The organism is Gordonia alkanivorans (assembly GCF_004011905.1).
Lineage (GTDB): Bacteria > Actinomycetota > Actinomycetes > Mycobacteriales > Mycobacteriaceae > Gordonia > Gordonia alkanivorans.
Genome location: NZ_CP027114.1, coordinates 1,090,352 through 1,103,636 on the forward strand (window position 1 = coordinate 1,090,352; position 13,285 = coordinate 1,103,636).

General features: G+C 67.5%; 11 protein-coding genes and 2 pseudogenes. 7 read left to right on the forward strand and 6 right to left on the reverse strand.

What is annotated here, in order from left to right; genetic code table 11:
* The first annotated feature begins 7 nt into the window (after positions 1-7).
* Together C5O27_RS04990 and C5O27_RS04995 are read left to right on the forward strand one after the other, a co-directional pair.
* Positions 8-1,168, forward strand: a complete 1,161-nt coding sequence (locus C5O27_RS04990; protein WP_164905304.1) for a MalY/PatB family protein — start codon at positions 8-10, stop codon at positions 1,166-1,168.
* Positions 1,169-1,218: 50 nt separating this feature from the next.
* Positions 1,219-1,812 (forward strand): class I SAM-dependent methyltransferase, encoded by a 594-nt coding sequence (locus tag C5O27_RS04995; protein ID WP_127962069.1) that lies wholly within the window; start codon positions 1,219-1,221, stop codon positions 1,810-1,812.
* A 12-nt stretch (positions 1,813-1,824) separates the two neighbouring features.
* On the opposite strand, the gene C5O27_RS05000 is transcribed toward C5O27_RS04995, so the two are convergent.
* On the reverse strand, positions 1,825-2,619 hold the full coding sequence (locus tag C5O27_RS05000) for an SGNH/GDSL hydrolase family protein (protein WP_244216593.1): 795 nt from the start codon (positions 2,617-2,619) through the stop codon (positions 1,825-1,827).
* A 289-nt stretch (positions 2,620-2,908) separates the two neighbouring features.
* On the opposite strand from C5O27_RS05000, the gene C5O27_RS05005 reads away from it, so the two are divergent.
* A complete protein-coding gene (locus C5O27_RS05005) occupies positions 2,909-3,508 on the forward strand; it encodes a hypothetical protein (RefSeq protein ID WP_127963762.1) in 600 nt (199 codons plus the stop codon).
* 97 nt (positions 3,509-3,605) lie between these two features.
* On the opposite strand, the pseudogene C5O27_RS05010 reads toward C5O27_RS05005, so the two are convergent.
* The 3 genes and pseudogenes from C5O27_RS05010 to C5O27_RS05020 all read right to left on the reverse strand — a co-directional run bounded on the left by C5O27_RS05010 (position 3,606) and on the right by C5O27_RS05020 (position 6,987).
* Positions 3,606-4,955 (reverse strand): annotated as a pseudogene (locus tag C5O27_RS05010) (hypothetical protein).
* Positions 4,930-5,157, reverse strand: coding sequence for a hypothetical protein (locus tag C5O27_RS05015; protein ID WP_127962071.1), 228 nt, complete (start codon positions 5,155-5,157; stop codon positions 4,930-4,932). Before C5O27_RS05015 ends, C5O27_RS05010 begins: the two are co-directional and overlap by 26 nt.
* Positions 5,154-6,987, reverse strand: a pseudogene (locus tag C5O27_RS05020) (hypothetical protein). Before C5O27_RS05020 ends, C5O27_RS05015 begins: the two are co-directional and overlap by 4 nt.
* A 134-nt stretch (positions 6,988-7,121) precedes the next feature.
* Here C5O27_RS05020 and C5O27_RS05025 point away from each other — a divergent pair.
* Both C5O27_RS05025 and C5O27_RS05030 read left to right on the forward strand, forming a co-directional pair.
* Positions 7,122-7,568, forward strand: coding sequence for a MarR family winged helix-turn-helix transcriptional regulator (locus tag C5O27_RS05025; protein ID WP_035753955.1), 447 nt, complete (start codon positions 7,122-7,124; stop codon positions 7,566-7,568).
* A 39-nt stretch (positions 7,569-7,607) separates the two neighbouring features.
* On the forward strand, positions 7,608-8,030 hold the full coding sequence (locus C5O27_RS05030) for an organic hydroperoxide resistance protein (RefSeq protein WP_035753956.1): 423 nt from the start codon (positions 7,608-7,610) through the stop codon (positions 8,028-8,030).
* A 37-nt stretch (positions 8,031-8,067) separates the two neighbouring features.
* Here the strand turns inward: C5O27_RS05030 and ilvD are convergent, their stop codons facing one another.
* Positions 8,068-9,783, reverse strand: a complete 1,716-nt coding sequence (gene ilvD, locus C5O27_RS05035) for a dihydroxy-acid dehydratase (protein ID WP_127962072.1) — start codon at positions 9,781-9,783, stop codon at positions 8,068-8,070.
* Between the two features lie 97 nt (positions 9,784-9,880).
* Entirely contained in the window at positions 9,881-11,389 is a 1,509-nt protein-coding gene (locus tag C5O27_RS05040; RefSeq protein ID WP_075863115.1) for an acyl-CoA synthetase, read from the reverse strand.
* A 131-nt stretch (positions 11,390-11,520) separates the two neighbouring features.
* Here C5O27_RS05040 and C5O27_RS05045 point away from each other — a divergent pair, with 131 nt between their 5' ends.
* On the forward strand, positions 11,521-11,958 hold the full coding sequence (locus tag C5O27_RS05045) for a DUF309 domain-containing protein (protein ID WP_075863116.1): 438 nt from the start codon (positions 11,521-11,523) through the stop codon (positions 11,956-11,958).
* A gap of 66 nt (positions 11,959-12,024) precedes the next feature.
* Positions 12,025-13,233: a DNA polymerase IV gene (dinB, locus tag C5O27_RS05050; protein WP_127962073.1), complete on the forward strand. Its 1,209-nt coding sequence runs from the start codon at positions 12,025-12,027 to the stop codon at positions 13,231-13,233.
* The last annotated feature ends 52 nt before the right edge of the window (positions 13,234-13,285 follow it).

A 13,285-nucleotide genomic window follows, 5' to 3' on the forward strand; every position in this document is an offset into this window, starting at 1 on the left:
AGAGCCTGTGACACCCAGGCCCGTCGCTCCGTCCCTCGATGAACTCCGACGCCGCACCAGCTCGAAGTGGTCGACCCACCCCGACGACGTCCTGCCACTGTTCATCGCGGAGATGGACTACCAGCTCGCACCGGTGGTCGCGGAGGCGATGATCGACCGCATCCGGGCGTCCGATGTCGGTTACGCCGGCGACTCGGGCGGTGTGGGAACGGCTTTCGCAGGTTTCGCCGAGCGGCGGTGGGACTGGCAGCTGAGCGCCGACGACGTCACGCTGACCACCGACGTGAGCGTCGTGATCGTCGAGTCGTTGCGGACGGCGATACGTCCGGGCGACGGTGTCATCCTGATGCCGCCGGTGTATCCACCGTTCTTCGAGCTCATCCCGGAGGCCGGCGGAACCGTCGTGGAGGTGCCGCTGCTCGACGACCCGGGGTGGCGGATGGATCTCCACGGCATCGAGACAGCGCTGAAGGCGGGTGCGCGGGCAGTCTTGTTGTGTCACCCGCACAATCCGGTGGGTCTGGTCCACGACGCATCCGATCTCGCGCGGCTGGCCGAGCTCGCGGCGTCGTACGGTGCGACGGTCGTGAGCGACGAGATCCACGCGCCGCTGGTCCATCCCGGGGTGGGATTCGTCCCGTTCCCCGCGGTGAGCGACGCCGCGCGCGAGGTGGGCATCGCTGCGCATTCGGCCAGCAAGGCGTTCAACCTCGCCGGCGCCAAGTGTGCGCTGATGGTCGCCACCTCCGATGCGACCCGGGCGATCGTCGCACGTCAGCCCGACGAGGTGCAGTACCGCACCTCCATCCTCGGCCGCGCCGCGACCGAGGCCGCCTTCGCTCACGGCGACGAGTGGCTCGACGCCATCCTCGAGGTAATCGGCGAGAGTCTCGATCTGCTGGATCACCTTCTGGCAAAGCATCTTCCGGGTGTCGGCTATACCCGACCGAGTGCGTCGTACCTGTCGTGGCTCGACTTCCGCGACGCCGGGCTCGGCGATAACCCGGGCCTCCCGATCCTCGAACACGGCCGCGTCGCGCTGCACTACGGGCCCGCGTTCGGTTCGCAGGGCAACGGCTTCGCGCGGTTGAACGTCGCGTGTTCGCCGGAGGTGCTGACCGAGGCGATCCGACGGATCGCGCGCGTCGTCGACAACCCGCCCGACTGATAGCGGCGAAACCGCGCCTGCTGCCGCGGCCAACTGCTATGAATCTCCGAATGGACAACGAGCGGGCCGCAGAATGGGATGAGCGATACGGCAATGCCGAGCGGCTGTGGACCGCGGACGTCAACCCCGCGCTGATCATCGAGGCGAACGACCTGACGCCGACCACCGCGCTCGACGTCGGGTCGGGGGAGGGCGCCGACGCCCGCTGGCTGGCGAAACGCGGCTGGGAGGTGACCGCTGTCGACATCTCACAGGTGGCGCTCGACCGGGCACGCGAGATCAGTGGCGAACTGCCGATCACGTGGACACGCGCCGATCTCGTCGTCGATCCAGTCCCCGGTGCCGATTACGGTCTCGTCGCGCTGCACTACTTCCCGATCCTCGTCGAGGAGCTCGAGGTCGCGCGGAAGCTCGTCGACGCTGTCGGCCCGGGAGGTTCGCTGCTCGTCGTCGCGCATGCACCGGAGGGCGTGCGAGCGCACGGGTTCGAGCCGGACGATTACGTGCAGCCGGGCGGTTTCGCCGAACTCCTCGGCGACAGTTGGGAGATCGTCACCGACGAGACGCGTGAGCGGGGCAAAGCCGCAGGCCGCGGTCATCACACGCACGACATGGTGTTCCGGGCTCGACGAGCCGGCCGGTAGCGGGCGCGTGGGTCAGTCGAGGGCGGCGAGTACCGCTTTCGCAACCTGCTGATGCCCCTTGGCGTTCGGATGTAGCCGCAGTGCGCCAACGGGATTCGTGTACGGTTCGACCCACCTCGTGGACTGGGACTTGCAGGAATCGTGCCCGACGCTGGGGCCGTACGTGTCGACGAACGCGACGCCGGCCAGCTGGGCCTGAGTCTTCAGCATGGTGTTCAGCTCGACTTCGAGACGGTCGAGGAAGGCGGTGTCCTCGGCGGAGAACGGGTTTCGTCCGGGGCAGTTGCCTTGTTGCGGGTAGACCGTCGGATAGCCGACGACCAGGATCCGCGCGGCTGGGGCTCGGTCTTTGATCCCTGCGATGGCGGTGGCGATCTTCGCGGCCGACAGTTGGATCTCGGCCGAGTACCGACCGAGAGTGCGGGCTTCACACGGTGCGAGTTGTGAGCTGCCCGAGGCGGTTTGTGAACAGTCGGCGATGCTGCCCGAGTAGACGTTGCCGTCGTTGTAACCGAGTTGCATGGTGACGACATCGGTCGTCGGGCTCAGGCCGTCGAACTGTGGCGGTTGGCCGGCGGTTTGGCTCGTCGTGAGGTGTCGGGTCTGGGCGCCACCACAACTCATGTCCTTGAGTCGGTAGCCCTCCTCCTCGGCGACCAGACGCGGGAAGTTGTTGGTGGACCGTCCACAGCCGGTCGGCGATCCCGGAACCGACGAGGGAATCCCGACGCCTGCCGAGAACGACGCCCCGAGCGCCACGTACTCGGTCGGATCGTCGGCGACCGCAACCGCGGTTGCCCCGGCCATCAGTCCGGCCACCGCTCCCAACGCGACGGCGAGGGTTCTACTTCGACGACATGAACGCATGGGTCGAGAGTGACCGTCTGTGCACAGAAGTGAACTCGGGGTGACTGCTTCGTGAGGGAACCGAGATGTGCTCGATATCAGCGAAATCGGACATCTGTTGTCGGTCAGACATAAAAGCCGAATCTGTCGCATGACGCTTCTTCTCCGGTTTACGGTGACGTCGGCGCAGGCGGATCAAAACCGACAAACGTGCCTGCGCCTTTCGGGAGGGCTCATGAGGAAATCATCGATGCGCGCCCTGTGCGCGGCTGTGCTGGCGACGGGCGTGGCGGCCGGTGGAATCACCGGTGCCGGAACAGCATCCGCGGCTCCGGGCGGACTGACACTGCAAGGGGTCTCCAACGGAGACTGTACGGCTACCATCAAGATCACCAACTACACGAATTCCACTTATTTCCAGCCGGACTGGTGGTTCGAGCAGGAGAATGACCCGGCCATGGTGAACGCGACGAGCATTCCGGCCGAGATGTCCGCTCCGTGGCGTGAGGTGTCGGGTATCCCATGGCCGATTGCGCGGTGGGTCGGCGATTCACCGGCGTTGACCTCGGGTCTCGCTCCGGGAGTTCCGAGTTGGGGGAATGGCAATCCGTACAATCGGAACGCCCAACCCGACGGTTTCGTCACCGAGCGGACGATCGACCTCAAGACGGTGACCGGCGCGCCCGAACCCTCGTCGGACGGAACGAAGACGATCTGGTTCCGGATCAAGACCGGACCTCAGACCGCTGATCGTCTACCGACACCGCAGCAACTGGTCGTCGACGGCTGCCGCAGCTCGAACGGTTCGCTGGACTTCGGTTCGCTCGACTTCGGTTCTCTCGGCATCTAGCTGGTAGACCACCGGATCGTCCGCCGAACGGGATCAGATTGCGTTCTGTCACGCATACCGCGACACAACGCAATCCGATATTGAGCGATCGGTGGCTCTACCCGCCGAACAGCAGGTACAGACCGAGGAACGTGTAGAAGACCATCGTGACCATCATGGTGAGCTGACCGGTCAGCTGATGTCGCTTGGGAAGGTCGCCGAAGCGAGGCGTCGTGGGCCGCGGCCACTCCCAGCATGTGGCCGCCGAGCACGAACACGACCTTGAGCGTCACTGTGACGGTCGGGTGATCGGACATGATGTACACCAGGTGGGCATCGCTCAGCCACAACAGGTTCCATCCCCGTCCCAGCGGATCGCCCAGGGTCAGAAGGGCTTCCTGTCCCTGCTCGACGAGCGATTGCAAATAGTGGGCAAGGATGTAGCCGATCACGATCGGGATGAGTGAGTGCGCCATCAGACCGGGTAGGCGGCGTCGCAGGTCGGGTTTCACCCCACCGACGGCGCGGGCCGCCGACCAGAACGTCACCGCCACAACGCCGACGAATACCAGCAGCCCGACGGTCGAGAGCAGGGTGGCGATCGTCTGGTTGCCGTCGGCGCGCTCGTCGACGAACTCCTGCCACAGCGGGAGCGCCGAGAAACTGTCGAAGGCGGTGGACCCGAGCAGGATTGCGAGGACGGTGACGGTGCCAGGTAGCACCGGCAGGGTGGTCAGCGAGTTCATCGGACTGCGCACGATCACTCTGCCGTCGGCGTTCTTCGCGAACGGGGAGAGCCGGGAGGCGATCGTGCTGTACACCGCGAACGGGTCGGCGTTGTCGGTCCACCGCAGTCCGCAGACGATGCCGCCGACGAGGGTGATCACGAGGTAGCACAGCAACCAGATCCGTACCGTCGAGACCGAACCGGGATCCGGTGAGGCCAGTTCCAGCCAGACGAAGGCGAACAGACCGAACGCGGCCGGCAACCACCCGAGGCGGCGGGGGTACGCCGTCAGGCCGACGACCCGTGGGCCGAGGACTCGGCGGGCGACCCGCAGCACGGTGCGGATCGGCGACAGCAACCGCCAGACCGGCCCGATCAGCGCGGACAGCACCGTCATGCCGACCCACAGCAGCACGTAGAACGCGCCCGGTAGGGGGTTCTCGTCGGTGTCGGGGCCGAACGCGGCGAGCACCAACCAGACGGCCAGCACCAGGGCGGCACCGGCGATCACCCCGCGGACCCAGGAGTTGTCCACCGTGGCGGTCACCCACATGGCAGCTCGCTTCCGGCGTCGGCCCGACCGTATCTCGGTGTGCGCCAGGCGAAGGCGATCACCGCGAAGGAGATCGTCAACGCCCAGGCGCCGCCGATCAACACTGCGGTCAGCGGGACGGGCAGGTACTCCGATCCACCGAGTCCGTGGGCGAGCAGGGTGTCAGTCGGCCTCACGGCGGGGGTCATCGGCCTCGTTCCGGGTCGGTGGGTCGGTGGGAGTTTCCATCAGATCGTCGGCGTCCTCGTCATCCCCTCGACGACGATCGTGAATCGCGATGGCGACGATGACGCCCACCAGGATGAACGCGGGGATCACCGCCGGCAGCGCGAGGATCAGAGGATGCGTGGCGAGGTGCAGGACCACCGGCCCCGAAGCGGCGGTGATCATGGCTGCGGTTGCAACTCGGGTTCCCGTGCACCCGAGGTCGTCTCGTGGGAGTTGACCCGGCCGGCTCCCCACGACAACGCCGCGATGAGCAGCAGGGAACACACCAGAACCACCAGGGATGCGACGCCGAACAGCCACGACGGATAGTCGAAGGTGCGCTCCCGCTGCAGGATCGAGATCTCCGCGACGAACGGTTTGGTCGACGTCTGCTGCGCCGGTTCACCCTCAGCGCCGATCGCGGGATCCGCCGGTAGGTACACCGGCACACCGGCCATTGTGGTCCCGTCCTGAACACGCAGGATCGTCTTCCACGACCCGGACACCGGCATCGGTTCGGTGGACCGGAAGTGGTTGGGGCCGACCCGCTCGAGTCGGTCGATGACGATGCCGCGGTCGTTGTCGGTGCCGCCCTGCCAGGACATCAGCGTCACCCACTCCGGGTCGCCGCTGATCGCGTCCGACGGGTCGAGAAAGACCTCGGCCGTGACGTTCTGCTCGGCCGCGTCGTTCGCTCCGGCCGGGGTCAGGACGACTCGTGCGGTCATGTCCGCCGGCACGGAGACGCGCAGACCGTTCGCGACGGCACCGCCGATCACCACCACCGAGAGCACGACGGCGGTGATGCTGATCCAGCGTCGGGGCAGGCGCTCACCGACCGAGACGATGCCGAGCAGGGCACCGCACAGACCCGCGGCCACGCCCACCGGGATGGCCATGGCCAGGGCCTCTCCCCACATGCCGGTCACCCACGGGAACGGGTAAGCGGCCGCGATCCACCAGGATTCGATCCAGAGTCCGACGGTCGCGACGCCCAGGCCCGCCACCGCGCCGAAGAGCACGCGCCGCTTGAACAGCGGCGTCAGCGCGAGCAGTTCGATGACCACGGCCGCGCCGAGGTACAGCGGGAACACGTTGATCGGCGCACCGAGCGCGGGCCCGACGACGACCGCGACCACACCGCGCCGCAGGATCGCGAACACCGCGGCGACGAGCGCACTGCCCGGTCCGAGGCTGATCCGCGCGGCGACGAGCGCGAATGCGCCGGCACCGGCGATCATCATCGGCTGCAGCACGAGCCGGAACTGCTCGACGCCGAAGTCGTACTCGATTTGGAAGACCGACATGCCGATCACAAGGCCGCCGAAGGCGAGGCAGCGGACAATCCACTGTCCTCGTCCGTCCGGCGGGAGGTCGGCGCCCATCGCGGCCCTGCCCTCGCGGTCGAGGATGACGACCGCGATGAGGGACAGTCCTGCACCGCCGATCAGCATCAGGTGGGTCGGACCCCAGAGCGTGACGTCCTGACCGAAGATGCGATGCCAGACGTCGTCCAGCGGGAAGCCCAGCAGGGCGTAGAAGCCGCAGCCTGCCAACAGGATTCCGCCGACCGGTGCGTACCAGTTGCGGGTGATCCTGATCGCGGAGCGTCCGGGCTTCTCGAAGGGCAGGAAGACCGACAGCATGCCGGAGATGAACAGCAGGAACAGGCCGACCAGGATGAAGTAGTGCGCCGGGTTGGCGAGCGGTCCCTCGTCGCGGCCGTCACCGATGTGCAGGCTGACGTCCCAGAGGAAGCCGAACAGGGCGCAGATGATGGTGCTGGTGAACAGGAAGATCGGCAGGGCCGCCCACGGTGGCCGGTTGACGCGGCGCGCGGCCCTCGGCGAGGGTGGTCAGCCACGTGATCTTGTGCGTGCGATGCAGGTAGCCAATCCAGAGCAGTCCGATGGACACCACTCCGGCTGCTGCGGACATCAGGAACACCTGGTCGAGTGCCGCTCCTCCGCCCTCGGCAGCGAGGCGGAGGTCCGTGACATCGCTTGTTGTCATGAACGAAGTATGCACATCTTGGTCATGTCCCGGAAGGCCGTCGATCAAACTGCGACCCGGAGACGCATGGCGCTGCCGCCGCCGACAAGGAACTTAGGTTGTGCACAATTAAGTTGTGCACTACTGTTTTGGGGGTGCCCACCAATCCGGAGCCGCTCGACCGACAGCTCTGTTTCTCGCTGTATGCCGCTACCCGGGCTGTCACCGGCCTCTACCGGGAAGTGCTGTCCGAGTTCGGTCTCACGTTCCCCCAGTACCTCGTTCTGCTCGCCCTCTGGGAACACGACGGGCTCACCGTGCGGGATCTGGGCGAGCGGCTCCAGCTCGACAGCGGCACGTTGTCGCCGCTTCTACGGCGTCTCGAGCGGGCCGGGCACATCACCCGCGAACACTCGGTCGAGGATGCCCGCGTGGTCCATGTCCACCTGACCCCGAAAGGGGATGCGCTGCGTAGCCAGGGTGGCCGGATCCAAGGATGCCTGGTGGACAACCTGGACCTCACGTACGACGAGGCGTCGACGCTGCATGCGCTGGCGCACAAGGTCACCGATCAGGCGCGCGGCAGACAGCCGCGTAACTGATCAAGAGTCCGTCATCACCAACCGTCGAAGGAGACGATCATGAACACCCTCTACACCGCAGAAGCCCTGGCCACCGGCGCGGGGCGCAACGGGCACGTCCGCACAACCGACGGCTTCGTCGACACCGACCTCGCCATTCCGCGCGAGATGGGTGGTGCCGGCGGTGCCGCCAATCCCGAGTTGCTCTTCGCTGCCGGATACGCCGCCTGCTTCCACTCCGCCCTGCAGGCGGTGGCTCGCGAGGCCAAGGCCAAGCTCGGCGATTCGAGCGTCGGGGCCAAGGTCGGTATCGGCGCCGACGAGCAGGGCGGCTTCCAGCTCGCTGTCACGCTCGAGGTCGTCATCCCCGACCTCCCTCAGGACCAGGCGCAGGCCCTCGCCGACCGCGCCCACCAGGTCTGCCCCTACTCCAACGCCACCCGCGGCAACATCGACGTCAACGTCATCGTCGTCGACGACTGACCGGTTTCCCTGGGAATGCGGCTCGCCGGGGGTGCCGTCAGCGGCAGACGGCGCCCTGCGACGCCGATGTGACCAGCTTCGAGTACTTCGCCAGGACCCCACGGGTGTACCGCGGCGGCAGAGGAGTGAACTCCTTGGCGCGGGTTTCGAGTTCGGCGTCGTCGACGATGAGGTCAAGGAGGCCGCGCCCGACGTCGAGCCGGATGCGGTCACCGTCGCGGACCAGCGCGATCGGCCCGCCGTCGACCGCTTCGGGCGCGACGTGGCCGACGCACAGCCCGGTGGTGCCACCGGAGAACCGGCCGTCGGTCATCAGCAGCACGTCCTTGCCGAGTCCCGCGCCCTTGATGGCGCCGGTGATGGCCAGCATCTCGCGCATGCCCGGACCGCCCTTGGGTCCTTCGTAGCGGATGACGACGACGTCGCCTGCGGTGATCGTGGCGTCCTCGAGGGCGTCCATCGCAGCCCGTTCACGGTCGAAAACCCTTGCGGTGCCCTCGAACACGTCGGAGTCGAAACCGGCCGACTTCACCACGGCCCCCTCTGGGGCGAGCGATCCCTTGAGGATGGTGATGCCGCCGGTCGGGTGGATGGGCGACTTGGTGGCGCGCAGGACCTGCCCGTCGGGATCCGGCGGCGCGATGTGCGCGAGGTTCTCCGCGACGGTCTTGCCGGTCACCGTCAGGCAGTCGCCGTGCAGCAGGCCGGCGTCGAGCAGGGCCTTCATCACCACCGGCACACCGCCGATGCGGTCGACGTCGGTCATCACGTGCCGGCCGAACGGCTTGACGTCGGCGAGGTGGGGGACGCGTGCGCCGACGCGGATGAAGTCGTCGAGCGAGAGCTCGACCTCGGCCTCGTTGGCGATCGCGAGGAGGTGGAGGACCGCATTGGTGGACCCACCGAAGGCCATCACCACCGCGATCGCGTTCTCGAAGGCCTCGCGGGTCATGATGTGGCGCGCGGTGATCCCGCGGCGCAGCAACTCGACGACGGCCGCCCCGCTCTGCCGGGCGAACTGGTCGCGACGCTTGTCGGGGGCCGGGGGAGCGGCGCTGCCCGGGAGCGACATCCCGAGCGCCTCGGCGGCGCTTGCCATCGTGTTGGCGGTGTACATCCCGCCGCAGGCGCCTTCACCCGGGCAGATGGCGCGCTCGATGGTGTCGACGTCCTCGCGGCTCATCAGCCCGCGGGAGCAAGCACCCACCGCCTCGAACGCGTCGATGATGGTGACCTGGCGTTCCTTGCCGTCGGACAGCGTCGCGTAGCCGGGCAGCGTCGACCCGGCATAGAGGAACACCGAGGCGAGATCGAGGCGGGCGGCGGCCATGAGCATGCCGGGCAGGGACTTGTCGCAGCCGGCGAGCAGGACCGAGCCGTCGAGCCGTTCCGCGCTCATCACGGTCTCGACGCTGTCGGCGATCACCTCGCGGGAGACCAGCGAGAAGTGCATGCCCTCGTGGCCCATCGAGATGCCGTCGGAGACCGAGATGGTGCCGAACTCGAGCGGATATCCGCCGCCTTCGTGCACGCCGTCCTTGACGGCCTTGGCCAGGCGGTCGAGCGAGAGATTGCACGGCGTGATCTCGTTCCACGACGACCCGACACCGATCTGGGGTTTCGCCCAGTCGTCGTCGCCCATGCCCACCGCGCGGAGCATGCCGCGCGCGGCGGTCTTCTCCAGACCGTCCGTGACGTCGCGACTGCGAGGTTTGATGTCGACTTCGTGGCCTGTGCTCGTGCGCTCGGTCATGTGGTCCACGGTAGTGGTCCCCGGACGAGATCAGGTTGCGTTTGCCCTCGGCGAGCGGGGCGAAACGCAACCTGATCTCGGTGAACAGCGGACGATTTCAGGCGCGCAGCTCCCGCTTGAGGAGCTTGCCGCTCTGGTTGCGCGGCAGTTCCTCGACGAACTTCACCAGCTTCGGGACCTTGAACGGCGCGAGCTGCTGCTTGACGTGGTCGATCAGCTCGGCCTCGGTGACCACGGCCTCGGCGCGCAGCACGACGACCGCGGTGATCGCCTCGATCCACTTCTCGTCCGGGGTGCCGATGACGGCGACCTCGGCCACGGCGTCGTGGGTGTAGATCGCGTCCTCGACCTCGCGCGAGGCGACGAGGATGCCGCCGGTGTTGATGACGTCCTTGATGCGGTCGACGACGGTGACGTAACCCTCCTCGTCGCGGGTGACCAGGTCGCCGGAGTGGAACCAACCGTCGCGGAAGGCCTCCTCGGTGGCGGTCGGGTTGTCCCAGTAGCCCTGGCACAGCTGCGGCGAGCGGTACAGGATCTCGCCGGGCTCGCCGACCGGCACGTCGTTGCCGTCGGCGTCGACGACGCGGGTTTCGACGAAGAAGACCGGACGGCCGCACGAGGCGGGGCGGGCGTCGTGCTCATCGGGGCGGAGAACCGTTGCCAGCGGGCCGATCTCGGACTGACCGAAGCAGTTGTAGAAGCCGAGGTCAGGGTAACGCTCGCGGAGGCGCTGCAGGACGGTGACCGGCATGATCGACGCGCCGTACTGCGCCTTGCGCAGCGACGACAGGTCGCGGGTCGCGAGGTCGGGGTGCGCGGCCAGCGGCACCCACACCGTCGGTGCCAGGAACAGCGAGCCGATCCGGTGTTCCTCGACGAGCCGCAGGATCTCGGGGATGTCGGGTGCCGGCATCAGCCGGATCGTGGCGCCGACCGCGAGGTACGGAAGCATGAACACATGCATGCCCGCCGAGTGGTAGAGCGGCATGCAGATGAGCGGGTTGTCGTCGGCGTCGAGGTCGAGCGCGATGATCGACGAGGTGTACTCGTGGATCAGCGCGCGGTGGGTCATCATGGCGCCCTTGGGCTTCGACGTCGTGCCCGACGTGTAGAGGAACTGCACCAGGTCGGTGTCCTCCACCGAGACGTCGAGTGGGGGAACGTCTCCCGCGGTCGCGATGGTGAACAGCGAGTCGTCGGCGTCGCGCAGGGGGAGCACGAACTCGGCCGGCACGACGTCGATGACGGCGTCGAGATTGTCGGTCAGAGCGGGGTCGACGAGCACGGCCCGGGCGCCGGACTGCTCGAGCAGGTAGCTCAGTTCGCCGGCGCGCAAGGCGTAGTTGATCGGCACGTGGACGAGCCCGGCACGCGCTGCGGCGAGGTAGCCGATCACGTAGGCGTGCGAGTTGGTGCCGTAACCGGCCACGCGATCGCCCTTGGCCAGACCGAGGGAGAGAAGGTGCGCGGCGGCGCGGGTCACGGCGTCGTCGAGCTCGCGGTAGGTGAGGGTGTCGTCGCCGAAATGCAGGGCGGCGCGGTCGGGGAATCTCGCGGCAGTGCGGCGCAGCACTCCGTCGACGGTGTTCGAAGTGGGGGTCATCACCTCATCAGGATGACGGTCGAGGGGGGTTGTGATGCAAGCACCCCCTGCCGCGTCCGGCACCTGCCCAGGGCGTCTGTCAGAGTCGAAGGACAGCACGAATCGGAGATCGACGCGATGGAGATGTGGCCATGGGAAAAGACCGAGATCGGGATCCCGGCGGTCGCGCCCGACAGGCTCGGCCGCGTGACGAACTGGGTCGCCCGCTGCCGTACGGTGCGGCGGGCGTCGAGCCGGTGCCCGAGGAGCCGTTGCCACCGCACGAGACGATCGCATTCGCGCGGCGGCTGCTCGAGGACGGCCGGCCGTTCTCCGCGCACGAGGTGTTCGAGACGCGATGGAAGTCCTGTCCGGTCGAGGAACGTCCCCTGTGGCAGGGGCTTGCCCAGCTCTGCGTGGCGCTGACGCATCATCGACGCGGAAATGCTGTCGGTGCCCGACGCCTCCACGATCGGGCCGCCACGCGACTCGTCGAGTACGAGAACGCCGGCGGAGTGAGGTACGAGATGGATCTGAAAGCGATCCGCGACTGCGTGCTCGACGAGATCGACGAGTCCGAACCGACCTGAGGTGGCCAGGCCGAGTGTCATCGCCGCAGGGCGGAGTTGTCGGACCCGTATGCGAACATATGTTCTATGCGGATCGAGCGCCGGGAGCGCCAGGAGGCGACGATCCTGCATGCCGATCTCGACTCCTTCTACGCATCGGTCGAACAGCGCGACGATCCGTCCTTGCGCGGACGTCCGGTGCTGGTCGGCGGGGGAGTCGTGCTGGCCGCGAGCTACGAGGCCAAGGCCAAGGGGGTGCGGTCGCCGATGCCCGGGCACGAGGCGCGCGCCCTCTGTCCGGACGCCGTGGTGGTGCGTCCCCGGTTCGATGCCTACATGGAGGCCAGCCGCGAGGTCTTCGACATCTTCCACGACACCACTCCGGTCGTCGAGGGAATCTCGGTCGACGAGGCGTTCCTCGACGTCGGCGGTTTGGGCCGGATCAGCGGCACCCCGCACGACATCGCCACGACGATCCGCGAACGCGTACGGGACGAGGTCGGGTTGCCGATCACCGTGGGCGGCGCGCGCAGCAAGTTCCTGGCCAAGGTGGCCAGCGCCGTCGGCAAGCCCGACGGTCTGCTGATCGTCGCGCCCGGCACCGAACTCGCCTTCCTCCATCCTCTTCCGGTGCGTCGGTTGTGGGGCGTCGGGCCGGTGACCGAGGCCAAGCTGCACGACGCCGGGGTCGAGACGGTGGGTCAACTCGCCGAGATGGGTGAGCGGTCACTGAGTGCGATCGTCGGATCAGGAGCAGGTCGCCACCTCTTCGCGCTCTCGTTGGCGCAGGACCCGCGTCGCGTCGAAACCGGAAAGCGCCGTTCGTCGATCGGTTCACAGCGTGCGCTGGGTCGCCGCCCGAAGTCCGAAGCCGACCTCGAGGCGACCATCACGGCGATCGTCGAACGTCTCGGCAGGCGACTCAGGTCCGCCGAAAGGGTCTGTCGCACAGTCATTCTCCGGCTCCGCTTCGACGACTTCACCCGCGCGACCAGGTCGCGCACCCTGGTCGAGGCCACGGACCGCACCGACCTCATCATGGCGTCGGCGCGCGGCCTCCTCGCCGACGCGATGCAGATCATCCGGGAGCGCGGCTGCACCCTCGTCGGGTTGTCGCTGACCAATCTCGACGACCACGACAACATCCAGCTGACGCTGCCCTTCGACACTGATCATGCCGAACAGCTCGACGCCACGATGGACTTGTTGCGGGATCGCTTCGGCCGGGACTCCGTCACCCGGGCCGTACTCATCGGCCGTCATCACGGCGACGACGCACCGATGCTCCCCGATTAGGAATCTCGTAGAGAACATGCGCGCCATGTCCCCACGCTTTCTACCGATCGCG